This is a genomic window from Thalassospira sp. MIT1004 (assembly GCF_001858545.1).
Classification (GTDB): Bacteria; Pseudomonadota; Alphaproteobacteria; order Rhodospirillales; family Thalassospiraceae; genus Thalassospira; species Thalassospira xiamenensis.
This window is the reverse complement of the sequence record NZ_MCAO01000001.1, coordinates 33,574-55,996: the sequence shown is the minus strand read 5'-3', so window position 1 is coordinate 55,996 and position 22,423 is coordinate 33,574. Positions and strand designations below refer to the sequence as shown.

Genomic DNA, 22,423 nt, shown 5'->3' with positions numbered 1-22,423 from the left:
ACCCAATCTAATTTCCTTTACGGCAGAAGAGAATTACCTCAATATGCACATTACTTGTGAATATTGGTCATAAATAGGAAATACACCGATGGATCGCGCCGCAGAAATGGAAATCTTTGTCCATGCCGTTGAAGAAGGCAGTTTTTCAGCTGCTGCACGGACCATGCGTCTGTCACCTTCGGCGGTTTCAAAATACATTTCGCGCCTTGAAGACAGACTTGGCGCGCGTCTTTTGATGCGCACCACCCGCCAGCTTAGCCTGACCGAAGAAGGCCGTGCCTTTTACGAACGCGCCCGCACGATCTTAAACGAGATCGAAGAAGCCGAAGAAGTCGTGACCCAGCTTTACGCAGCCCCGCGCGGAACGTTGCGTATCAACGCATCGGTGGCCTTCACCAAATATCAGGTCGTGCCGTTGATTCCGGAATTTCTGGCGCGTTATCCCGATGTAAGGATTGAATTGACGCTGGATGATAAATTCACCGATCTGGTCAACGATGGTTACGATCTGGCGATTCGCCTGTCCGCCCTTGAAGATTCATCCCTGATCGCGCGCAAATATGCGGTCAACCGCCGCATGATCGTCGCATCGCCGGAATATCTGGAAAAGAACGGTATCCCGCGTAAACCCCAGGAACTTGAAAACCACGACTGTCTGCATCTGTCTTCGCGCGAAAGCTTCAACGACTGGCATTTCGATACCCCCGAAGGTCATGTTTCGTTCCGGGCACAGGGCAGTTTTTCCGCCAATGACGGTGACGCATTGCACGAAGCGGTCGTTGCCGGACTCGGCATGGCGCGACTGGCCGAATATCTGGTTCATGAAGATATCCGTGCGGGCCGCCTGACGCCGGTTCTGACAGAATATGTTCACGATCTGGCGTGGATTTCGGCTGTGTATCCACACAAACGTCACCTGTCGCCAAAGGTCCGTGCCTTTGTAGACTTTCTGGCCGAAAAATTCACCCCGATCCCGCCATGGGAGCTCGGCCTGCGCGATGCTCGCTCCGTCCGCAAACCCGAAGCTGTTACCGAAACCAAGGCCATTGCAGCCCCGGTTACCGGGCAGCAAAGCTGAGTTCGCAAGCGGTCAGGTAATCCGAAGCAGAACATCGTTCGGTCGAGCTTTGAACCGGTATTCCGACGAGGCACTAAGATCATCAAGAATGCGGGTTTCGCCAGTTCGGGTGAACCCGCATTTTTCATAAAAGCGATGTCCGGCTTCAAACCGTGTATCGGTCCAAAGGACAAGTTCGGTGCTATCAGGATGGGTTTGCATCAGCCAATCAAGTGCCTTTGTCAGCATGCGTTGTGCAACGCCCTGCCCGCGGGTGGCCCGATCCAGATAGACCTTGTGCAATTCCGCCTGCTTTTGTGCCGGATCGTATTTGATGCCAAGGCATCCCAAAACACGCCCATCCCCCTCGACAACCCAGATACAACCATTCCCGGCGGTGAAATCATCGGCAATCGCATCAAGTTCAGGAAACTCGCCCGCACGGTCAAAGATGCAACCGGGATAGTCAGAAAAGACCGCATCAATCAGGATTGCGATTTGATCGCCGTCCCGGTTAGTGGCTTTGCGAATGTCGAATACCATTTCCATGGACTTAGCCCTGCAAAACCACGCCCTTGGCAAGCTTGTCATAGCCGCGCAACACCGCATCGGTATCCATAACTGCCTTGCCCGGCCGTTGAATGCGGGTCGGGCGCAGCGCACCGGTGCCGCACGCAATCGTCAGATTATCGTCAAGGATGGTGCCCACCGGACCGGTCTGGTCGGTAACGATGGCGGCCTGCACCTTGATACGTTCCTTGCCAAATTCGAAATAGGCACCCGGCCATGGGGTAAATGCGCGGATCTTGCGTTCAAGTGCCGCAGCATAATCGGTGAAATCAAGCTTTGCCTCGGATTTTTCAAGCTTGGCAGCGTAGGTCACGCCGTCTTCAGGCTGTTTGGTTGCCCGTAATCCACTGACCGGAAGCTTTTCAAGCGCCTCGACAATCAGTTTGCCCCCCAGCTCGGCAAGATCGTCATGCAGGGCATTGGCATAAGTTTCGGACGTGATCGGAATATCACCGACCAACAGCATGTCACCGGTATCAAGCCCGACATCCATCTGCATGATGGTCACACCGGTCTTGTCATCCCCCGCCAGTATGGCGCGCTGGATCGGGGCCGCACCACGCCAGCGCGGCAAAAGGGACGCATGAATGTTCAGACAACCATATTTCGGCGCATCGAGAATAGCCTTTGGCAGGATCAGGCCATAGGCCGCGACCACCGCAACATCAAGATCAAGGTCGGCAAAGGCCTGTTTCTGGTCATCTGATTTCAGGGAAACAGGCGTGCGGACCTCGATCCCCTGTTCTTGCGCCCATGCATGAACCGGGGTCGGCGTTTCCTTTTGCCCGCGACCGGCCGGGCGTGGCGGCTGGGAATAGACGCAGACAATATCATGACCGGCTGCGACCAGTTGCTTTAACGCCACAAGGGCAAAATCCGGAGTTCCCATAAAGGCAATGCGCAGCTTGGTCATCGGTCACGTCCATTCATCACAATGTCGGGGGTATTTTTCGATTACTGGTCGGCAATTTGGCGCTATCTTGTGGAAATGACAAGCCAAGCCTTTCCCGAGCCGCGCAAATACCCGGTCGAACATATATGGCATGCAGACTGGAGCATATCTGCCAAATCCCGATGGGTCGCCAAAGCACGCCGCAATACATCCGGATGGCTGATTTATGCGATCGAGCCGGTCGGACTGTTAAACCAGTTTCGCCAGTCACTTTCACAATACGGTCGGGACCACGCCCTTTGGCTTGGTCTTGATATGCCGGTCGGCTTTGTCGATCACTGGTATGATGGCGCAAATATTCAAGATTTTAAATCTTTGCTGGATATTATTTTCACTGGCAAATGGGATAGCTTTTCCGACGTCTGCACAAACCCGGACGAAATCACCCATCACAGACCGTTCTATCCCAAAACAGCCCGCGTAAAAGGCAGTGTAAAGCGTGGACATCTTGTAGATGCCCTTGGTGTATCAAGCTTTGATAAGCTTTATCGCCTGTGCGAAGGGGCCACCTATCACCGCCCCGCCGCCTGCCCGTCTTTCTGGACCCTTGGTGCCAATCAGGTTGGCAAAGCAATGTTGCACGGGCTCGAACATCTGATCATTCCCGGCTATCGCGATGGATTTAACATATGGCCCTTTACTGGTGATCTTTCGACATGCTGCCAACAGAACGGCGTAACCCTGATTGAAACCTATCCCGGTGAAATCTATGGCTGGCTCGGTATTGATGAGGTGACCAAATCAAATCATAAAAGCCGTACTCTGGCTGTTGCGGCCCTGATCGACTATGCCGTGGGAAATGGAATTGAAATAAACACCGCAGTTGCGGCCGACATCAAATCAGGTTTCGGCCCTGACGAGGGCAAGGACGATGCGTTTGATGCGCTGGTCGGAGCCCTGGGACTGATCCGCATTGCCGATGGCAAACATCCCGAATATCTGCCTGATCGCCCGATCATCCGCAAACGCGAAGGCTGGATCATCGGAATGGATATCGGCTCCCTCAAACCGCGCGCAAAATGAAAGGGCCGATCATACGGCCCTTCTTAAGACTGAAAACTGATCGACTCAGGCAGACTTTTTCGTCTTTTGCAGCTTCTGCACCTTTTTCAGGATCATGTTGCGCTTAAGCGCACTGAGATAATCCGTGAACAGAATGCCATCAAGGTGATCAAGTTCATGCTGGATGCAGGTGGCGAGCAGGCCATCGGCCTCAATTTCATGCTCCTTGCCGTTTTCATCCAGGTAGCGCAGGCCAACTTCGGCAGGGCGTTCGACATCGGCATATTGTTCCGGGATCGACAGGCAGCCTTCCTGATAGACAGATGTATCCTCGGATTCCCAGATGATTTCCGGGTTCACGAGCTTCAGCGGCTGGGGCTTTTCCTTGTCATCGGACACATCCATGACAACCACACGCTTCATCACGCCGATCTGGGGCGCAGCAAGGCCGATACCCGGTGCCGCATACATGGTTTCAAGCATGTCATCGAGCAATTCACGGATTTCGTCATTCACCTCTGCCACCTCTTCGCATTCCTGCTTAAGGCGGGGATCGGGAACAATGAGAATGTCGCGCAGGGCCATGTGTCTTCTGTCCGGTCTGGAAATCTATGCGTTCATCGCATTATAGCGAAATCAGCGCTTCGAGATAAGGTTTCGTCGCAGCTTAGTCAAGCAACAGCCCCATATTAACGCGATTAACGTGCAACTCAGCCATGATCGGTACCGGTATGGGGCGTTTCATCGTCATCATCATCGGTTTGGGCCGTCAAAACATCAGAAGGTGCGCCAAGCAATTCGGTTTTGGTGATTTCACGCACATGGGTTTCAGCATGAAGTGGTTCTTCGATGGCGCGGTCGTCGGCAACGATATGCTTTTCCTTGAGCTTGCGCGCTGAAACCAGAACCGTTCCTTCAAGCGTGCCAAGAGTCTTGTTGTAGTTTTTGACCGTGCTTTCAAGCGACTTGCCCATCAAGGCAAAGTTTTTGGCAAGGGTCCCCAGACGATCAAAAAGCTGCTGACCGATTTCGCTGATATCGCGGGCATTTTCGGCCAAGGCTTCCTGGCGCCAGCCATAGGCCACGGCCTTCAGAAGTCCCAACAAGGTTGTCGGGGTCGCCAGAATGACACCATCGCGGAAGCTGTCTTCGATCAGGCGGGGATCTCGTTCAAGGGCCGCCGAAAAGAAGCTTTCGCCGGGCAGAAACAGAACAACAAATTCGGGCGAATCGACCGATTTCCAATAGGATTTTTTTGACAGGTCGGAAATCACCTTGCGCACATTGGTCACATAGGTGCCCATCAGGGCCTCGCGACGGATGTCGTCGTGCTTTTCATCGATCGCCTCAAGATAGGCCGATGTCGGGGCCTTGGCATCGACGACGATGTTTTTACCACCCGGCAGATGAATGACCATATCGGGCTTCTGCGCGCCTTCGTCGGTATTGAAATGCACCTGTTCTTCGAAATCGCAATGTTTGAGCATGCCGGCCAGCTCAACGATCCGGCGCAGCTGCAATTCACCCCATTTGCCTGATACCGACGAACTAGACCGCAGGGCAGAGCTTAGCGTCTGGGTTTCCTTGGACAGACGGGTTTGCGATTCAACCAGCTGGCCGACCTGATTGCGCAATTCGCCATAAGCTTCCTTGCGCGAATTTTCCAGTTCATTGACCTTGGTATCAAACGCCTGCAAACGTTCCTGAATCGGTTTGACGAGGCTGTCGATGGCCTGCTGGCGTTTTTCCAGATCGCCTTTGGCCCCTTCCTGCATGCGCGAGAAATTCTCACGCGCCAGCTTCATGAACTCGTCATTGTTGACTTTAAGCGCGTCAGACGACAATGCCTTGAAGCTATCAAGCAGTTTGGTGCGCGCATCATCAAGCATCGCGAGCTTTTCGGTGGTGGCTTCGCGCTCTTTTTCCAGTCTGGTTTCGGCAATGGCGCGCTTTTCGGATTCTTCGGAAAGCCGGTTACGCGTGGTTGCCAATTCGTTTGTCAGTTCACGCCGGGTTGCATCGACCTGATCGAGTTGTGCCGCCAGCAAGGCGGTTCGCGACTCTGCCTCTGCCATCACGGCTTCTTTGGTGCGTTTGACCATCAGCACACTGAAAACCAGTGCGACGACAAGTGCCGCAATTGCGCCCGCTGCAAGAGAGATCGGATCCATGTTCCCACCGTTTGGTTATAGCCTGATTTCTTTGTATCTGTTTTGTTCCATTAAATCCAGAACGCAACCGATTTGATATATCGCTGTGAAACGTCGCAAAACGTCAGATCGTGACTGGCGAAATCGCAATAATATGACTATGTTTCAATTACCTACTTCGGGGAATGCTCGTTTGTCAGCATCGAGACAGGATTGCTGGGATGGATTGGTTGTGTTGCAACAATGCATTCAAACGCAAGGCAGGGAAATCAGAACGGTGCCGCGGCAGTTGCGCGCCATTTTGCCCCCCGTCTTAAGTTGTATTCCCTGAAATCCATCAGCGCACTAGCATAGGGCGCAAGCGACAGGAACCGATTTACGCCATATCGACCGGATGATCTTGCATCGCCCGTTCGGTTGTCCCGCACCAATTATTGCGACTGCGAAAACCGGTACCTGAAACGCACAAGAATATCGCACCGGCCCAAAGACCTTTCAGCGGGCAGGTAACCGGTGCGAACGTACAGACAACAGGAAACGAACAAGAGGCCACATATGTCTGCGAACGTTTATCCCGTATCCGACGACATCGCGAAGGGCGCGCTGATCGACAAGGCAAAATACGACGCCATGTACAAGCAGTCGGTCGAAGACCCCGAAGGCTTCTGGGGCGAACATGGCAAACGCATCGACTGGATCAAGCCGTTTACCAAGGTCAAGAATGTCAGCTTTGACACCAAGGACCTTTATATCAAATGGTATGAAGACGGTACGCTGAACGTTGCGGCCAACTGCCTTGATCGTCATCTGGCAAAACGCGGTGATCAGACCGCGATCATTTTCGAAGGCGACGATCCGTCCGTTTCCGAACATATCACCTATAAAGACCTGCATGAACGTGTCTGCCGGTTTGCCAACGCACTTAAATCGATGGGTGTGGGCAAGGGCGACCGCGTTGTCATTTATCTGCCGATGATCCCGGCCGCAGCGGTTTCGATGCTGGCCTGCGCGCGCATCGGTGCGATCCATTCCATCGTATTTGGCGGCTTTTCGCCCGAAGCATTGGCCGGCCGCGTTGAAGATTGCGGTGCGAAGGTTGTCATCACATCGGATGAAGGTCTTCGTGGTGGGCGCGGTGTGCCGCTGAAACGCAATGCGGACGAAGCGCTTTCGCATCCCGGTGTCAAATCCGTCGAAAAGCTTGTTGTCGTCAAGCACACCGGCAAGGACATTGCGTGGAACGATGCCCGCGACGTCTGGTATCACGAGGTCTGCGAGGCAGCATCCCCTGATTGCCCGCCGACCGAAGTCAATGCCGAAGACCCGCTTTTTGTTCTGTATACGTCGGGTTCGACCGGCAAGCCAAAGGGCGTTTTGCATACGTCGGGCGGTTACCTTGTTTACGCATCAATGACCCATCAGTATGTCTTTGATTATCACGAAGGCGATATTTACTGGTGTACGGCCGATGTTGGCTGGGTCACCGGGCACAGTTATATTGTTTACGGGCCGCTGGCCAACGGGGCAACGACCCTGATGTTTGAGGGTGTGCCGAGCTATCCGGATGCATCGCGTTTCTGGCAGGTGTGCGAGAAGCACAAGGTCAATATCTTCTATACCGCGCCAACCGCGATCCGTGCCCTGATGCGCGAAGGCGAAAGCTGGGTCAACAAGGCGGATCTTTCGTCCCTGCGTATCCTTGGTTCGGTGGGCGAGCCGATCAACCCCGAGGCATGGGAATGGTATCACGAGCATGTCGGCAAACGGAAATGCCCGATTGTCGATACCTGGTGGCAGACCGAAACCGGCGGCATCCTGATTACGCCGCTTCCGGGTGCGACCGACCTTAAACCGGGGTCAGCGACGCTTCCGTTCTTTGGTGTTCAGCCTGCCCTTCTGGATAATGAAGGCAAGGAACTTGCCGGCGCAACCGATGGCAACCTTGTGATCAAGGATAGCTGGCCGGGGCAGATGCGCACGGTTTATGGCGATCATGAACGGTTCATCCAGACCTATTTCAGCACATTCGCCAATGTCTATACCACCGGCGACGGTGCACGACGGGACGAAGATGGTTATTACTGGATCACGGGCCGCGTTGATGACGTGATCAACGTTTCAGGCCACCGGATGGGCACCGCCGAGGTTGAAAGTGCACTGGTCGCACATTCCAAGGTGGCCGAGGCCGCCGTGGTCGGTGTTCCCCACGACATCAAAGGACAGGGCATCTATGCTTATGTCACGCTGAATGCCGGTGAAGAACCGACCGAAGAACTGCGCAAGGAACTGGTTCAGTGGGTGCGCAAGGAAATCGGCCCGATTGCCAGCCCCGATTATATCCAGTGGTCACCGGGTCTTCCGAAAACCCGTTCGGGCAAAATCATGCGCCGTATCCTGCGCAAGATTGCCGCCAACGAATATGACCAGCTTGGCGATACATCGACCCTTGCCGACCCGGGCGTGGTTGATGATCTGATCGAAAACCGCCAAAACCGGAAATAGTCTGATCTGCCTAAATCGCAGAGATCAGAACTTCAGGACAAAACCCGCCGCTATTCCGGCGGGTTTTTCCGTTCCAGACTGGGTTTTGCACAAAATGCCCGGCAAAGATCACGCCCCCTGCGGTTGTGCCATATTTTAAATTGGTATAGGTACAGCCTTCTGCATTGCAATACTGACCGTTAGGGACGGCTTTCATGCCGCCAGATGACACTCCAGCCCCGGGGACAGACTGGGCTGTTTGATACGGAGAAATTCTGTGAATACCGATTTCCTTCCGCGTTTGCGGGCCGAATGGCTTGGCAATATCCGTGGTGATGTGCTTTCAGGCCTTGTGGTGGCACTTGCACTTATCCCCGAAGCCATTGCCTTTTCCATCATTGCCGGGGTCGACCCGAAGGTCGGGCTTTATGCATCCTTCTCGATTGCCGTGATTACCGCGATCTTTGGCGGACGCCCGGGCATGATTTCGGCCGCGACCGCGGCAACCGCCGTTCTGATGGGCTCGCTTGTACGCGATCACGGGCTTGATTACCTGCTGGCGGCAACCGTGCTTGCCGGGGTGATCCAGATGCTGGCCGGGGCGCTTCGGCTTGGGAACCTGATGCGGTTTGTCTCGAAATCGGTGATGACGGGCTTTGTCAACGCGCTTGCCATTCTGATTTTCATGGCGCAGCTTCCAGAACTGACCAATGTCAGCATCATGACCTATGTGATGGTTGCCGGTGGCCTTGCAATTATTTACCTGTTCCCGCGGATCACGAAAATTGTCCCCTCGCCACTGATCTGCATTATCGTTCTGACGATCCTGTCGCTGTTTATTGATGGTGATTTGCGCACGGTCGGTGATATGGGCGCATTGCCTGATGCCTTCCCGGCGATTTATCTGCCTGATGTGCCGCTGAACCTTGATACCTTCCTGATCATCCTGCCCTATTCGGCGGCGGTGGCGGCGGTCGGGCTTCTGGAAAGTCTGATGACGGCACAGATCGTCGACGAGCTGACCGATACACCATCGAACCGCATTCGCGAATGCTATGGTCAGGGGATTGCCAACTTCTTTACCGGTTTCATCGGTGGCATGGCCGGTTGTGCGATGATCGGCCAGTCGGTAATCAACGTGAAGTCGGGCGGGCGGTGCCGCCTTTCGACCTTCCTTGCCGGTATTTTCCTTCTGATCCTGATTGTGGTTCTGGGCGATCTGGTGGCAATCATCCCGATGGCAGCACTCGTCGCAATCATGATCATGGTATCAATCGGGACATTCAGCTGGTCTTCGATCAAAAACCTGCGCGAACATCCGCGCAGTTCATCCATCGTGATGCTGGCAACCGTTGTGACCGTGGTCGGCACGCATAATCTTGCGATTGGCGTTCTGATCGGGGTTTTGCTTTCGGGGATATTCTTTGCGTGGAAAATCGCGCAGATCTTCCGGGTTACCAGCACGCTTTCAGACGATGGCACATGGCGGACCTATGAAGTGCGCGGGCAGATTTTCTTTGCCTCGGTCGAGGATTTCACCAAGGCATTCGATTTCCGCGAGGCACTTGATAAAGTCACGATTGATGTCAGCCACGCCCATATCTGGGATATTTCAAGTGTTGCGGCCCTTGATATGGTCGTGCTGAAATTCCGCCGTGAGGGAGCCGAGGTCGAGTTGATCGGTCTCAATGAAGCCAGCGAGACAATTGTTGATAAGCTGGCGATCCATGACAAGCCCGGCGCGCTTGAACGCCTGATGGGCCACTAAGGGGAACGTTCAATGACACATCTGATCGCACTGATCGATGGATCGGGCTATTCGCAAAGCGTTCGCGACCTGACCTGCTGGGTAGCCAAACGCACCGAAGCATCGGTTGAGCTGATGCATGTGCTGGGCCGTCGCGGCGTGGGCTCCGAACCCGCCGACCTTAGTGGTAACCTCAAACTTGGTGCACGTAGCGCCCTTTTGCAGGAACTGGCCGACCTTGATGAACAAAAGGCCAAGCTGGAGCTGAAACGCGGGCGGCTGTTGCTTGAAGAAGCCAAATCGGGCCTTGAAGAAGCTGGACTTTCATCCGTTACCTCCAAGCTTCGTCATGGCGATCTGATTGATGCAATTGGCAAGTTTGAAGGCGATGCCGACCTGATCATCATTGGCAAGCGGGGCGAGGCCGCCGATTTTGCCAAACTGCATCTGGGGTCAAATCTTGAACGGGTTGTCCGGTCTGCGACCAAACCGGTTCTGGTCGCGTCGCGCGCATTCAAGCCGATCAACAAGTTCCTGATTGCGTTTGACGGCGGCGAAAGTGCGATGAAGGCCTTGCGCCACATTGCGGGTGGCAAGCTGTTTACCGGACTTCCGTGCGTCTTGCTGTGCGTTGGCAAACCAACAGATAGCCTTCAGGAAAAGCTTGATGACGCGGCGACCATTTTGCGCAAGGCCGGGTACGATGTTGACGCCGGTTTCGAGGCCGGTGAACCCGAAGACGTGATCAAAAACCGGATCGAGGCGGATGGCATCGACCTTCTGATCATGGGCGCATACGGCCATTCGCGCATCCGCAACCTGATCATCGGCAGCACCACCACCGAAATGGTTCGGTTCTGCCATGTGCCGGTAATGATGTTCCGCTAAATGACTGATCGGGCAGCAGCGAACGCAGTCGTTGCTAAGCGCCCTGTTCTGGCCTCTATCACCGGCCCGGATGCCGGACTGTGTAAAACGGTCCTGCATCCGGTATTCGTCAAACCGTCCCGGCCTATGCCGGGGTTGTTAGCTGTTTGCGCATTTGATCGGCGACCGGGTGCAAGAGGTCATCGGATAGCGGCCCGACCACACTGTAACCCGTGCCCATCGATGCCCAGGAAAACCCGGTGACACCATCGGCATGATGTTCCTGCATCGGGGCATTCTGGTCAGCCTGCATCGGTCGGGCCAGCATCACCAGACGCACCCCCTGATCATCATCATACATCAGCATTGCCGCCGGGCCGTGATCGGTAGCGACAACCCGCCCGCCCATAAACCGGTATCCATCCGCCGTCAGATCGGGTACATGCAAATTCATCCCGACCCGATCACTGATCCAGCGCAGCAAATCATCGGTTTTATCCGCCCGGATTTCGACCGGCCGGTTGCGATCTCGGGCATAGGCGACATAGCTGGCCGATGCCTCGCGTGCTAAAGCACCAATCCCTTCAGGCGCCGACAATGCCGTCAAAACCGGCACATCGGGATTTTGCACAAATCCGTGCAATCCCCATCCGGCCCCGCCACCGGCACACAGCAAAACAATCGCGGCTGCCGCCCCCTGCCAACCGCCAAACCACGCAATCCGGCCGCCCGCATTCCCACCCTGAAATCCATCCTGACGGTGATCGGTTACCGACGTGCCGTCATGACGGCGGTTTTCGATCAGGTGATGCAAATTCAATTGCGATGGCACCGGTTCATCGGCCACCGGGGCAAAAGCCGCGCGCATCAGGTCGCGATGCCGGGCATAGGCATCAACCCGTCTGGCAATATCGGGATGCTGCGCGATATAGGCCGCCACCGCATCGTGGCGCGCCCCATCAAGCGCACCATCAACAAAAGCATGCAGATCGTCTTCTGAAATGGGGCTGTGGCTCATTTGACCCTCCGCAAATTTGGGGTGCTTTGACGATCCCCGTTGTTCCGCCTGTCACCATCCAGAATCTGGCGCAATCTTTCTCGCCCGCGTGACAGACGCGACATAACCGTCCCTAACGGTATATCCAGCACCTTTGCCGTTTCTGCATAGGACAGATCTTCGATCGATACCAGCAGCAGAATGCTGCGCTGATCATCGGGAAGGGTTGCAATCGCGCCCATCACATCCTGATAATGCAGGCTGTTTTCCTGTGTACCGTCATGGGCAAATGCGGTTTCGACCGTATCATCAAGAGCGATATGCGGTCCGCGATACCGGTTTTGGCACCAGTAATTGACCGCTAGATTATGCAGGATGGTAAACATCCATGTGCGTGTATTGCCATCATCGCGGCGCTGGTGCCAGCGACTGATGGCGCGTTCCAGACAATCCTGCACCAGATCATCGGCCTGCGCGCGATCACCACAAAGGGCACGCGCATATCGCCGAAGGGCCGGGATCAGCGGTTCTATCCGCCGGATCATGTCGTCATGCATTCCTATCGTCCTGTGACAGGGGCGTGTTGTGGCACTGGTAATTCTTGTGCTGGGGCCAGACACCTCCATTGCCAATACGGTGCCGGGCATCTGGCAATGAAGGACACCAAACGGATCGCAGGACAAATAATGCAATCCGTTTCGTATATAATCCGTTTCACCCCGGCTCGCATCGGAACCGGGGTGAAATACCATATCGGGTCAGTCGGCCTGAACCTGCACCGGTGCGCCAATACCATCGGCGGTTTTCAGAGCCACTACCAGATAACGTTTGGGCTGCTCATCCTCGCCCTTGACCAACTGGCGGATCGGACCAAGCGCATTGACAATACTTGCCCCGGTCGGGTTGGCCTTGAAATTCGACAGGGCCTGCAATGTTCCGCTGCCATCCGGATTGCCCGCCAGTGCAAGGACGTATTCCTTTCCTGGTTCCAGACCGGTGACCGAGGCCTGCACCACCTGTGTCAGGCCCTGATCAAACAGCGACACGTTGCTGGGTGCCGAACCATCCCTGGCCCCGCCAACCGCACGCAATGACAGCTGCACCGAATTTTCCGTTGCCTTCAGCGGTTCCAGATTGTCGGTTCCCGTCCCTTCGGTTACCGCACCGGGGACATAGGCAATGGCCTGCGGGGCCTGACCGACAGGAATGGATGCAATCACCTTGTTGGTGGCGGTATCAATCGCCATCAGCTGGTCATCGTTTTCAATCCCAACATATACCCGCGATCCATCGCCAGATGGCCACAGACCATGGGGCAGCCGCCCGACCGGAATGGTCGCCACCTGTTCAAAGGTTTCCGTATCAAACACCTTGACCTGATTAAGGCCGCCAATCGTGACATAGGCAAAATTACCCTTGGCCGTGCGGGCAAAGTTTACATGGTTGGTGATCGGGCCGGTATCAATCGTCTTGATCACATCAAAGGGCGGTTTGGCATCAAATATCTGTACTTTGCCAATATCTTTAAGGGTGAACCACACCTGACTGCCGTCGGGGTTGGCGGCAATGTTCGGGCAGAACGGGCTGGCCTGCTTCACATGGCCGACGATCTTGTGATCGGCCACCGAAACCACGAGTGTTTCCGGATTGAAAGACGAACAGATATAGCCATATTTCCCATCGGGCGAGAAAATCTGCATGCCCGGACCGGCAGGGGTCTGGATACGGGTTTTGGGTTCGAATGTCTTGGCATCCAGCACCTGAACATAATCCTCACCGCGGATGGTTACCCAGATTTCACTTCCATCGGGTGTGAAAAAGGTTTCATGCGGGGACCGGCCCAGATAGGTGGTGTGCAGGACAGTGTTGTCATGGGTGTTGATAAAACTGATGGCGTTGCTGCCGACCGCGACAACCGCCAGCGTTTTGCCATCGGGCGAAAATCCCAAGCCATGCACCAGCAACTGCCCGCGATACAGCGGGCTGAGGTTGCGCGGCTGCGGATCGCCAAGGCGCAGCACGCCCAGCAATTTATTATCGGCAGGGTCAATCACCGACACTGTATTTGAAAACTGGTCGGCGGAATAAACCCGATCCTGATGGCCCAGCACCCGGTCGGGGCTGGCCGCCGGATAGGGGGCCTGTCCGGCGAGAACGATGGCGGAACTGCCCGCTAAAAGCGTACAGACCATAAGGGTTCTGGCCATAAGGGTTCTGGCAAAAATATTCTTCATGAGTACTCCTTGGCGTAAGGCGACTTACCCTGCCCTTGGTTTCTTCTGACCAGGGGCGGAGATATGGCGCACGGAAATGCAGCAGGCGTAGAAATATATCGAAGAAAGGCGATAGGCAGGTAACAGGCGGCCAATGTTAGGCGGTGAACGGTTGCCACTGCGTAGGCATGGGCATTCGTGGTTAACGAGTCGATGCCGGGGCCGAAGGCGGCAATTCCGCCCCGATGGCGAGATACATCGCAACAATTTCCTGTTGCTGGGTCACAATGATTTCCTGACACAGGCGTTTGAGCTGCGTATTGCCGGCATAAGGCAGATAGGCCGCGCACATATCAATTGCCCCCTGATGATGCGGGACCATCATGACCACAAAATCCCGATCAATATCGCCGGTCGGCGCGACATTCATATCAGCCATCATCTTGTCCATGGCGGCCGCATTTTTTGCCAGAAACGGCTTTTCATGTTCGGGAATATCAGCCGATGCGCTTTCGGGCATGGTATGCCCGCTATGGGCTTCGTGATCATCACGGGGCATTGAACCCTGTTTGCTATGATCAACACCGTTATGGGCATTGGCGACAATAGCCATGCCGACAATTCCGGCAACCGACATACAGGCAAATACGCCAAACGCCATGATGCGGCGCGCAACAAAGGAACGGGGCGAAAACGAAGCGTGGGACATCGGGGGACCTCTATGTTCAATGACGACATAAAGGTTAGACAGCTGGCAGGCCCAATTATTCCAAGATGCTGGAAAAAAAATTTTGAAAAATCAAATCACCCCGTCGATGACGGATGGATATGACCATTATCAGAACGCTTTGGCCGAGCGCGTCAATGGCATTCTCAAACAGGAGTTCATCCTGCACCGGTGCAAAACATTCGAAGATCTAGCCAAGCTGTTCAACGAAGCCATCAATGCTTACAATACCATGCGACCGCACATCGCTCTGGCAATGCAAACACCAGAATGCGTGCATCAAAAAGCCAGCGGATGATTAGGCCGCTGGCTTCTGGAAAAACCGTCAACGTATTTTAGGACGGCACACTGAAAGGTCCTTGATCGCGATCCAGGACGCCAACAGCTCCCCGACCGGTAAAACTCATCGCATCATTTCATTTGGTTTGAAGGATCAAGCATGTTGCGTTTTACCGTCACCACGCTGGCCACTCTGGCGGCTTTTGTCATGGCCACACCATCTCATGGCGCGCCCTATGCCGTTGGTTTCACGGAAACCACCATCGGCGCAAGCGATGGGAACCGCGCATTGGTTGGTGCAATCTGGTATCCGACCAGCGATACATACCCGGCAGTACCTGTTGGCGAAAACCCGGTCTTTTTCGGTCAGATGGTGCAGCCTGATGCCAAAATTCAGGACGGACGCCATCCCTTGGTCGTGATGTCGCACGGGTTTGGCGGCAACTGGCGCAATCAGGGATGGCTTGCCACCGCACTGGCGCAGGCGGGCTATGTGGTGGCCGCGATCAATCACCCCGGAACCACCAGCCGCGATGTTACCGCCGAAGTCGGATCTGCATTATGGCTCCGCCCGCTTGATATCAGTCACCTGATCACATCGCTGACCGAAGATCTCGCATGGTCGCCCCATCTGGACGGAACCAACATCACGGTCATTGGTCATTCACTGGGCGGATGGACTGCACTTGAGCTCGCAGGCGCGCAGATGGACATGGATCACATGGACGGGGACTGCAAACAGCATCCCGAACTCGCCGCCTGTGATGGCCTCAAAGAACTTGAAGTAGGCCGTACACCAAAAGAACGCACAAAGCTTGCCGCCGACCTTAAAGACAAACGCATTCGTGCTGCGATCTCGCTTGATCTTGGCCTTGCCCGTGGTTTTACCCCGGAAAGTCTGGCGGCCATCGACATCCCGGTTCTGGTCATTGCTGCCGGTTCATCCAATCCGAAAATCCCCAAGGAACTTGAATCGGGTTATCTGATCCAACACATGCCGACCAACTTAGTCCAATATCATGACCTGCCCGATGCCGCGCATTTCAGCTTCCTGCCGGAATGCAAACCAAATGCCGCGATCCTCCTTGAACAGGACGTCCCGGGTGATGGCATTATCTGTCTCGATGGCGATGACGCAACGGATCGATCAGATCTGCATCAACAGACCATCACGCTTATTCTCGACTTTCTGCATTCTCTAAAAACAGCTTCCTGATCGGACCGAACGGTTGATCGGGGGCCAGTTGATCAGAACTTGGGTCCGCGTCGCGATATGCCCGTGGACCCATCCCGGTCACGCGACCAAATTCGCGGTTAAAGTTCGATTTGGTCTGAAACCCGCAGTCAAACATGATTTCGGTTACCGGCTTAGCGGTCGTCTGCAACAGAATTTGCGCCTCTGCCACGCGGTATTCATTGACGACCTGTGACACATTGCGCCCGAACCGGCGGTTAATCGCCCCGGAAATTTGCCGCGCCGGGATCACCACACGGCGCGCCAACCGATCCAGTGTCAGATCAGGATCCCGATACAGATGCTGCGTGCGCATGACCTCATCAATCGCAGCAAGGATGGCATCATCCCCGGCGATATCGTTGTTGTCTTTGCGGTCGTCTTTGTGCTGCGCAAGTGCGGGTTCGGTCACGCTGTCAGTCAACTGCGTGGTCTGCGGACTGAGCCGCTCTAACCGGACCATGAGCAACGCCAACACCACCAGAACAACCAACTGCGCATAGCCGACGATTGTTGTAACGTTTGTGCCTTGCGTGATGCTGAAATCAAGGGCGATCAGCCCGTCAACGAGCCCTGAGAAAATCAGCGCCCCGCCAACCACGGCAACAATGCCCCGAACCGATCCGATATCGCCCAGCCGTGCCTGCGCAAAACGGTCTTCGCCGCGGCTGGCCAGAATCATTAGCGCAATACCATATCCGGCAAACTCCACTGAAATCAGGAAATCAACCTGGATATGCCATTTTCGCCAGGTCAGACTTGCGATGAAAATCGCCAAAACCGGGATAATGTGCAGCCAACGCCATCTGGTTTGCGACCGCTCCTCCGAACCGAGTGCGGCAAAGCATATCCAGGCGATGGGCGGCAGCATCGCGGCAAATAAGGGTCGCAAGAAACGGAAAACCAAAAGATCAAATTGCCAGCGCAACCCGACCATAATCACCAGTGCCAGACTGGCGGCAACGAATATCCGCATGCTCCGCCCGACAGGCCCGGCCGGACCGCGCAGGGTCAGGCGCACCAGCAAAATCGCCAGCAACAAGGCAACAACGAAGGGCAACGGGATCTCAAACATAAGGCTTGGCACAATCTGGCAACTGGAAATCGTAACTCGATGTTTGTCCCGCGTGTCGCAGTGGCGCGCAACAAAAAAGACCGCGATGGCCGATCATCGCGGTCTTTGGGCTTTGTTCAAATCCCAAACAGGAAGTCGATCACTGCAGCAGGAAACGCCCCAGATTGTTATTGATCTGGCGTTCCAGTTCACGATCTAGGTCCATCAGGAGCGTTGCAGTTTCGTCATAGACCGCCTTTTCACGTTCGGCGACGGACATCGATTCCGATAGGGTCCGGGTGCGAACTGCGGTTGCAGCAACTTCACCCTTCTGGGTGCCGTTCGGATCAAGGACTTCAAGCTTGGCCGAAACTTTCATTTCGACCTTTTCGGACTGATCATCGGTAAAAACACCCGAAAAACCCTTCTTCGTCTTAAGCACGCTTGAGGTAATGGATGCCTCCGTCACGCTATAACGCAAAACATCACTGGTGCCTGCCGTCTGGATGCGGTCATCAGGCCAGTTCATCGCCATCTTGCCAAGGCTGAACGGCAGATAGCTCTCAAGGTTGTTGTCACCCCCGGCCGGATAGGCTGCCACTTTTTCAATCGGCCCGGCTGCAAATACAATCGGGTCGAGATGGCGCCAGGTCACATCGGGATAGGTTTGCACCGGTGCGCTGGTACAGGCCGCCAGAAGAGCAACAACCGCACCCGCCAGGGCCATGCGCATTCCATTGATGGACAATGCCTTCATCAAGTCTTTCTCCTGCCTCAAATAAAAACGCCACCATACCTTTGTGTGGGCATGGTGACGTTGCTTGATGATTAAGGCAAGGCTGTGACGATCAAAAACCGCCCCGATGCAGAAACTTATGCATCCTCGCCGGATTTGAGCGCACGCAGATCGGCCTCGTTGAAGCCATATCGCGTGTTGCAGAACTGGCAGGAAACCGCGACTTCGCCGCTGTCGGGTTCGCGCATATCTAGAAGTTCTTCAAGCGGATAGGATACAAGCGCGCCTTCGATCTTCTGGCGCGAGCAACGGCATTTGAACTGCAACGCCGTCTGATCAAACACGCGCGGTTCTTCATCATGGAACAGACGCCAGATCAGGTCATGGGCGGATAGCGAAATATCGACCAGTTCGTTTTCGGTCGCACTTGCCATCAGGATCTTGGAGCGGTTCCAGTCCTCGGTGATTTTTTCTGCTTCTTCCGGGGTTGCCGCATCGCCCGAAGCACTGGCCGGGAGACGCTGCAGGAACAGACCGCCAACCCACCAGTCATTGGCCTGTTCACCCTGATGGACTTCAAGCTTGAAGGAAGCTTCGATCTGTTCGGACTGACGGAAATAGGCCTCCGCACATTCCGCAAGCGTATTGCCTTCAAGCGATACAATCCCCTGATAGCGTTCATGATCACCGCCCTGATCCACGGTGAAAGCGATATGGCCATGCCCCATCAGCTTGTGCACCTGTCCGCGCAGGGCGTCTTCACCGCCGTCTTCGGCTGCAATCATGGTGCTGAGGCGGTCTTCGTCAACACGCGCACAGGCGCGAATGTTGCCATCGCTATCGACGTCGACAACCATCATGCCAATCGGACCATCAGACGAGGTCTGAAGGGTGAAAAGGCCTTCGTATTTCAGCGCCGAGGACAGCAGGACAGCCAGCCCGATGATTTCGCCCAGCAGATGATTTGCAAGCGACGGATAGCTGTGCTGACCGATGATGGTCTGCACCGTCGGGCCAAGCCGTGCGAAACGGCCGCGAATATTGGAATGATCCAGCGTGAAGGGCTGACAAAAATCGACAGCGATCTGCATTTTCGGGTTCCGCGTTTTTACGTGTTCCGGGGCGTATAACAACAGCAGAACCGCATTGTCCAGCCATGTCACGCCAAAGCAAAGGGGCGAACATCACTGTCCGCCCCAAAATTCTGATGCCTATTTAGTCTGCACCGTCAGGAAGGCAAGCCATTAAAGCAGTATAGCAGAACCCCTTTCTGCGCATGCAGACGGTTTTCGGCTTCGTCAAACACCACCGATTGCGGCCCGTCGATCACATCGTCGGTGACTTCTTCGTTACGGTGGGCAGGCAGGCAATGCATGAAGATCGCATCCTTGTTTGCCTTGGCCATCGCGGCGGAATTGACCTGATAGGGGGCCAATGCTTCCATGCGGGCATCGGCGTCCTCGTCCCCCATCGAAACCCAGCAGTCGGTAACGATGACGTCGGCCCCGTCCAGCGCACTGTCCATATCGGTCATGCGAACCTTGCCACCCTCCGCATTAGCGGTTTCGATCAGGCCCTGATTGGGGCGATAACCCGCCGGACAGGCCATATCAAGCGAGAACCCGAATTTCGGCGACGCATGAATAAAGGACGCCGAAACATTGTTGCCATCCCCGACCCAGGCGAATTTAAGTCCTTCAAGGCGGCCCTTGTGTTCCTTGACGGTCATAAGGTCGGCCATGATCTGGCAGGGGTGGCTTTGATCGGTCAGGCCATTGATCACCGGAACGGTGGCATATTTCGCCAGTTCCAGCAGTTTCGATTCGTCCGTGGTACGGATCATGATCGCATCAACAAACCGCGACAGGACACGCGCGGTATCGGCAATGGTTTCACCACGGCCAAGTTGCGAACTTGCGGCATCAAGGATTACAACGTCACCGCCAAGCTGTCGCATGCCGACTTCGAAAGACACACGTGTACGTGTTGACGGCTTTTCAAAGATCAGGGCAAGGGTTTTGCCCGCCAGCGGTTTGTCACCAAACGGTGCCTTGCCTGCCTTTTCCACCGCTCCAAGTTCAAGAATATCGTTCAGCGTTCCCGCCGACATTTTGTCGAGATCGAGAAAGTGCCTGATATCAGTCATTTCAATCTTCCTTATTGCGCCAAGGCTGCCGCGGCGGCATCGATTGCTGCCAGCGCCTCGTCGACATGGGTTTTGGTGATGTTAAGCGGCGGCAACAGGCGCACCACATTATCGCCTGCCGGAACGGTCAAAAGACCCAGTTCACGCAACTTGGCGACAACATCAACATTGGTCGGCACAGTTTTCATGCCCAAAAGCAGGCCCATGCCACGAACTTCCGCGATAAAGCCCGGATGTTTGCGGGCAATGACCGCAAGGCCGTCACGGATCAACTGGCTCATGGCAAGAACATTGTCCATGAAACCGGGTTTAAGAACTTCGTCGAGGACCGCATTTGCAGCCGCCATGGCAAGCGGGTTACCGCCAAAGGTTGTGCCATGCATACCCGCCGTCAGGGCCGCCGCCGCCTTTTCATTGGCAAGCAAAGCCCCGACAGGGAAACCACCGCCAAGGCCCTTGGCCGACGAAATGATATCAGGAACCATGTCCGACCATTCATAGGCGTAAAGTTTGCCCGTGCGACCAACGCCGGTCTGGACTTCGTCAAACATGACCAGCAGGCCGAACTCGTCGGCAGCCTTGCGCAGCCCTTCAAGATACCCTTCGGGGGCCTTGCAGATACCACCTTCACCCTGGATCGGTTCGACCAGAATACCGGCGGTCTCGGGCGTGATCGCATCGCGCAATTCGTTCAGATTGCCAAATGCCACACGATCAAAACCATCAGGCATCGGGCCAAAGCCCTCGCGGTATTTATCGCTATAACCGGCGGTCAGGGTACCAAGCGTCCGACCGTGGAAGGCATTGGTTGCCACCAGAATCCGGTTCTTTTCGGCATGACCGCTGACATACTGGTAGCGGCGCAGCATCTTGATGCCAGCTTCGTTGGCCTCCGCCCCGGAGTTGCAGAAGAACACGGTGTCGGCAAAGGTATTTTCAACCAGACGTGCTGCCAACTTTTCCTGCCCCGGAATCCGGTACAGGTTCGACGTGTGCCAAACCTTTTTGGCCTGTTCGGTCAAGGCTTCGACCAGATGCGGATGCGCATGGCCAAGGGTATTCACTGCAATACCCGACCCGAAATCGAGGAATCGTCGGCCGTCCTGCGCATAGAGATAAGGTCCTTCACCTTTCTCAAAGGCCAGATCGGCCCGCGCGTAGGTCGGCATGACGGGAGTAATCACTTCTTCATTCCTCAATCAGGGGTAAAAAATCATTCCTGACCAACAGGTCAGCTCCAGCAGAATACCGGGAAGCCGCGGAGTATCAAGAGATTCCTGACCTCTGTCAACGACGCAAAACCCCTTAGATAGACAGGGCTGATATGAAAAAGGGCAGCATCCGATGCGGAATGCTGCCCTTAAACGGAATTTAATGCTGAAATCCGCCCTGTTTTGGCGATCAGGCCTTGAGCTTGTAGCCGCTTTTGATCATCCGATAGCACAGAATCCAAAGCAGGACATTGACCACGGCCAAGACCACAACTCCGGTCATTACCGTGCCGTCCGAAACCCCGGTAAAACCATAGCGGAACCCGTCAATCATGTAGAAGAACGGGTTGTAATGGACCAGTACCTTGCCAGCTTCGGGCAGGTTTTCGGCGCTATAGAACGTGCCCGACAGGAAGGAAAGCGGGGTGATGACAAAGTTGGTCACAACAGCAATGTGATCGAATTTCTCCGACCAGACGCCACCGGCAATCCCCAGAAGCGACAACATCAGCGATGCAGAGATTCCGAAATACAGGATAGCCCAGATATTATGGATGCCGACATCAACAAAGAACGCCATGACAATGGTGGTGGCGACACCCACCATGATGCCGCGCGTAACCGCGCCGAAGGCAAAACCGGCAACCATTTCACCGGCCGAAAGCGGTGGCATCAGAACATCGACAATATTGCCCTGTACTTTCGATATGATGATCGAGCTTGAGGTATTGGCAAATGCGTTTTGGGCCATGGTCATCATGACCAGACCGGGGGCAAGGAAGGTGGCGAAGGGAACGCCATTGACCGTCTCGACCGCGCGCCCGAGTGCCAGAAGGAAGACCGCCATGAATAACAGGCTGGTAACCACCGGGGCCCCGATGGTTTGCAGATGGACGTTCAGAAAACGTCGAACTTCCTTGGCATAAAGCGTCCACAGACCGAGCCAGTTGATCGCGCCCATTTGACGCGGTGCTAGCTCTTGCATGAAAAATCCTTCGAA

Annotated in this window: 20 protein-coding genes and 1 pseudogene; 7 read left to right on the top strand and 14 right to left on the bottom strand. The window is 55.1% G+C overall.

All coding sequences use genetic code 11. The features are described from left to right. Positions 1–88: 88 nt before the first annotated feature. On the top strand, positions 89–1,078 hold the full coding sequence (locus tag BC440_RS00255) for a LysR family transcriptional regulator (RefSeq protein WP_037989424.1): 990 nt from the start codon (positions 89–91) through the stop codon (positions 1,076–1,078). 12 nt (positions 1,079–1,090) lie between these two features. On the opposite strand, the gene BC440_RS00250 is transcribed toward BC440_RS00255, so the two are convergent. Together BC440_RS00250 and fmt are read right to left on the bottom strand one after the other, a co-directional pair. Beyond that, the gene (locus BC440_RS00250) at positions 1,091–1,606 is read right to left on the bottom strand and encodes a GNAT family N-acetyltransferase (protein ID WP_063092114.1); all 516 of its coding nucleotides are present in this window, start codon (positions 1,604–1,606) and stop codon (positions 1,091–1,093) included. 4 nt (positions 1,607–1,610) lie between these two features. Continuing rightward, the gene (gene fmt / locus BC440_RS00245) at positions 1,611–2,540 is read right to left on the bottom strand and encodes a methionyl-tRNA formyltransferase (protein WP_063092113.1); all 930 of its coding nucleotides are present in this window, start codon (positions 2,538–2,540) and stop codon (positions 1,611–1,613) included. A gap of 75 nt (positions 2,541–2,615) precedes the next feature. On the opposite strand from fmt, the gene BC440_RS00240 reads away from it, so the two are divergent. Continuing rightward, complete coding sequence (locus tag BC440_RS00240; protein WP_223304952.1) at positions 2,616–3,602, top strand: methyltransferase type 12; 987 nt, start codon at positions 2,616–2,618, stop codon at positions 3,600–3,602. Between the two features lie 45 nt (positions 3,603–3,647). On the opposite strand, the gene def is transcribed toward BC440_RS00240, so the two are convergent. Together def and rmuC are read right to left on the bottom strand one after the other, a co-directional pair. Next, positions 3,648–4,166 (bottom strand): peptide deformylase, encoded by a 519-nt coding sequence (gene def / locus BC440_RS00235; protein ID WP_037989353.1) that lies wholly within the window; start codon positions 4,164–4,166, stop codon positions 3,648–3,650. Positions 4,167–4,291: 125 nt separating this feature from the next. Next, complete coding sequence (rmuC, locus tag BC440_RS00230; protein ID WP_063092111.1) at positions 4,292–5,752, bottom strand: DNA recombination protein RmuC; 1,461 nt, start codon at positions 5,750–5,752, stop codon at positions 4,292–4,294. 534 nt (positions 5,753–6,286) lie between these two features. Here rmuC and acs point away from each other — a divergent pair. The 3 genes from acs (at position 6,287) to BC440_RS00215 (ending at position 10,847) form a co-directional block, all read left to right on the top strand. Beyond that, positions 6,287–8,233, top strand: coding sequence for an acetate--CoA ligase (gene acs, locus BC440_RS00225; RefSeq protein WP_007088284.1), 1,947 nt, complete (start codon positions 6,287–6,289; stop codon positions 8,231–8,233). A gap of 256 nt (positions 8,234–8,489) precedes the next feature. After that, positions 8,490–9,980, top strand: coding sequence for a SulP family inorganic anion transporter (locus BC440_RS00220; protein ID WP_063092110.1), 1,491 nt, complete (start codon positions 8,490–8,492; stop codon positions 9,978–9,980). A gap of 12 nt (positions 9,981–9,992) precedes the next feature. Further along, a complete protein-coding gene (locus BC440_RS00215; RefSeq protein ID WP_071239327.1) occupies positions 9,993–10,847 on the top strand; it encodes a universal stress protein in 855 nt (284 codons plus the stop codon). Between the two features lie 124 nt (positions 10,848–10,971). Here the strand turns inward: BC440_RS00215 and BC440_RS00210 are convergent, their stop codons facing one another. The 4 genes from BC440_RS00210 to BC440_RS00195 all read right to left on the bottom strand — a co-directional run bounded on the left by BC440_RS00210 (position 10,972) and on the right by BC440_RS00195 (position 14,745). Then, positions 10,972–11,844: an anti-sigma factor gene (locus tag BC440_RS00210; RefSeq protein WP_063092108.1), complete on the bottom strand. Its 873-nt coding sequence runs from the start codon at positions 11,842–11,844 to the stop codon at positions 10,972–10,974. Next, positions 11,841–12,380, bottom strand: coding sequence for a sigma-70 family RNA polymerase sigma factor (locus BC440_RS00205; RefSeq protein WP_063092107.1), 540 nt, complete (start codon positions 12,378–12,380; stop codon positions 11,841–11,843). The genes BC440_RS00210 and BC440_RS00205 overlap by 4 nt, the downstream gene beginning before the upstream one ends. Before the next feature lie 201 nt (positions 12,381–12,581). Then, complete coding sequence (locus BC440_RS00200) at positions 12,582–14,057, bottom strand: beta-propeller fold lactonase family protein (protein WP_223304950.1); 1,476 nt, start codon at positions 14,055–14,057, stop codon at positions 12,582–12,584. Between the two features lie 181 nt (positions 14,058–14,238). Further along, on the bottom strand, positions 14,239–14,745 hold the full coding sequence (locus tag BC440_RS00195) for a DUF305 domain-containing protein (RefSeq protein ID WP_007088290.1): 507 nt from the start codon (positions 14,743–14,745) through the stop codon (positions 14,239–14,241). 76 nt (positions 14,746–14,821) lie between these two features. On the opposite strand from BC440_RS00195, the pseudogene BC440_RS00190 reads away from it, so the two are divergent. Continuing rightward, positions 14,822–15,061: pseudogene (locus tag BC440_RS00190) on the top strand (integrase core domain-containing protein); the annotation flags it as partial. 141 nt (positions 15,062–15,202) lie between these two features. Beyond that, positions 15,203–16,258: an alpha/beta fold hydrolase gene (locus BC440_RS00185; protein WP_063092105.1), complete on the top strand. Its 1,056-nt coding sequence runs from the start codon at positions 15,203–15,205 to the stop codon at positions 16,256–16,258. On the opposite strand, the gene BC440_RS23460 is transcribed toward BC440_RS00185, so the two are convergent. From BC440_RS23460 to BC440_RS00155, 6 genes are all read right to left on the bottom strand, one after another. Next, complete coding sequence (locus tag BC440_RS23460; RefSeq protein WP_063092104.1) at positions 16,218–17,351, bottom strand: AraC family transcriptional regulator; 1,134 nt, start codon at positions 17,349–17,351, stop codon at positions 16,218–16,220. The two genes, BC440_RS00185 and BC440_RS23460, sit on opposite strands and share 41 nt — an antisense overlap. A 139-nt stretch (positions 17,352–17,490) precedes the next feature. Then, positions 17,491–18,087, bottom strand: coding sequence for a hypothetical protein (locus BC440_RS00175; RefSeq protein WP_063092103.1), 597 nt, complete (start codon positions 18,085–18,087; stop codon positions 17,491–17,493). A 116-nt stretch (positions 18,088–18,203) separates the two neighbouring features. Next, a complete protein-coding gene (locus tag BC440_RS00170) occupies positions 18,204–19,157 on the bottom strand; it encodes an Hsp33 family molecular chaperone HslO (protein WP_007088292.1) in 954 nt (317 codons plus the stop codon). A 137-nt stretch (positions 19,158–19,294) separates the two neighbouring features. Continuing rightward, on the bottom strand, positions 19,295–20,212 hold the full coding sequence (argF, locus tag BC440_RS00165) for an ornithine carbamoyltransferase (protein ID WP_007088293.1): 918 nt from the start codon (positions 20,210–20,212) through the stop codon (positions 19,295–19,297). 11 nt (positions 20,213–20,223) lie between these two features. Further along, positions 20,224–21,381 carry an aspartate aminotransferase family protein gene (locus BC440_RS00160; RefSeq protein WP_063092102.1) on the bottom strand — a complete coding sequence of 386 codons (1,158 nt, stop codon included), beginning with the start codon at positions 21,379–21,381 and terminating at the stop codon, positions 20,224–20,226. A 232-nt stretch (positions 21,382–21,613) separates the two neighbouring features. Next, the gene (locus BC440_RS00155) at positions 21,614–22,408 is read right to left on the bottom strand and encodes an ABC transporter permease (protein ID WP_037989340.1); all 795 of its coding nucleotides are present in this window, start codon (positions 22,406–22,408) and stop codon (positions 21,614–21,616) included. Positions 22,409–22,423 lie beyond the last annotated feature (15 nt).

What these genes read in the sequence shown, in the direction of transcription:
- BC440_RS00255 (WP_037989424.1), top strand. Translation starts at nt 89, where the DNA reads ATGGATCGCGCCGCAGAAATGGAAATCTTTGTCCATGCCGTTGAAGAA.
- BC440_RS00250 (WP_063092114.1), bottom strand. Translation starts at nt 1,606, where the DNA reads ATGGAAATGGTATTCGACATTCGCAAAGCCACTAACCGGGACGGCGAT.
- fmt (WP_063092113.1), bottom strand. Translation starts at nt 2,540, where the DNA reads ATGACCAAGCTGCGCATTGCCTTTATGGGAACTCCGGATTTTGCCCTT.
- BC440_RS00240 (WP_223304952.1), top strand. Translation starts at nt 2,616, where the DNA reads ATGACAAGCCAAGCCTTTCCCGAGCCGCGCAAATACCCGGTCGAACAT.
- def (WP_037989353.1), bottom strand. Translation starts at nt 4,166, where the DNA reads ATGGCCCTGCGCGACATTCTCATTGTTCCCGATCCCCGCCTTAAGCAG.
- rmuC (WP_063092111.1), bottom strand. Translation starts at nt 5,752, where the DNA reads ATGGATCCGATCTCTCTTGCAGCGGGCGCAATTGCGGCACTTGTCGTC.
- acs (WP_007088284.1), top strand. Translation starts at nt 6,287, where the DNA reads ATGTCTGCGAACGTTTATCCCGTATCCGACGACATCGCGAAGGGCGCG.
- BC440_RS00215 (WP_071239327.1), top strand. Translation starts at nt 9,993, where the DNA reads ATGACACATCTGATCGCACTGATCGATGGATCGGGCTATTCGCAAAGC.
- BC440_RS00210 (WP_063092108.1), bottom strand. Translation starts at nt 11,844, where the DNA reads ATGAGCCACAGCCCCATTTCAGAAGACGATCTGCATGCTTTTGTTGAT.
- BC440_RS00205 (WP_063092107.1), bottom strand. Translation starts at nt 12,380, where the DNA reads ATGCATGACGACATGATCCGGCGGATAGAACCGCTGATCCCGGCCCTT.
- BC440_RS00200 (WP_223304950.1), bottom strand. Translation starts at nt 14,057, where the DNA reads ATGAAGAATATTTTTGCCAGAACCCTTATGGCCAGAACCCTTATGGTC.
- BC440_RS00195 (WP_007088290.1), bottom strand. Translation starts at nt 14,745, where the DNA reads ATGTCCCACGCTTCGTTTTCGCCCCGTTCCTTTGTTGCGCGCCGCATC.
- BC440_RS00185 (WP_063092105.1), top strand. Translation starts at nt 15,203, where the DNA reads ATGTTGCGTTTTACCGTCACCACGCTGGCCACTCTGGCGGCTTTTGTC.
- BC440_RS23460 (WP_063092104.1), bottom strand. Translation starts at nt 17,351, where the DNA reads ATGTTTGAGATCCCGTTGCCCTTCGTTGTTGCCTTGTTGCTGGCGATT.
- BC440_RS00175 (WP_063092103.1), bottom strand. Translation starts at nt 18,087, where the DNA reads ATGAAGGCATTGTCCATCAATGGAATGCGCATGGCCCTGGCGGGTGCG.
- BC440_RS00170 (WP_007088292.1), bottom strand. Translation starts at nt 19,157, where the DNA reads ATGCAGATCGCTGTCGATTTTTGTCAGCCCTTCACGCTGGATCATTCC.
- argF (WP_007088293.1), bottom strand. Translation starts at nt 20,212, where the DNA reads ATGACTGATATCAGGCACTTTCTCGATCTCGACAAAATGTCGGCGGGA.
- BC440_RS00160 (WP_063092102.1), bottom strand. Translation starts at nt 21,381, where the DNA reads ATGCCGACCTACGCGCGGGCCGATCTGGCCTTTGAGAAAGGTGAAGGA.
- BC440_RS00155 (WP_037989340.1), bottom strand. Translation starts at nt 22,408, where the DNA reads ATGCAAGAGCTAGCACCGCGTCAAATGGGCGCGATCAACTGGCTCGGT.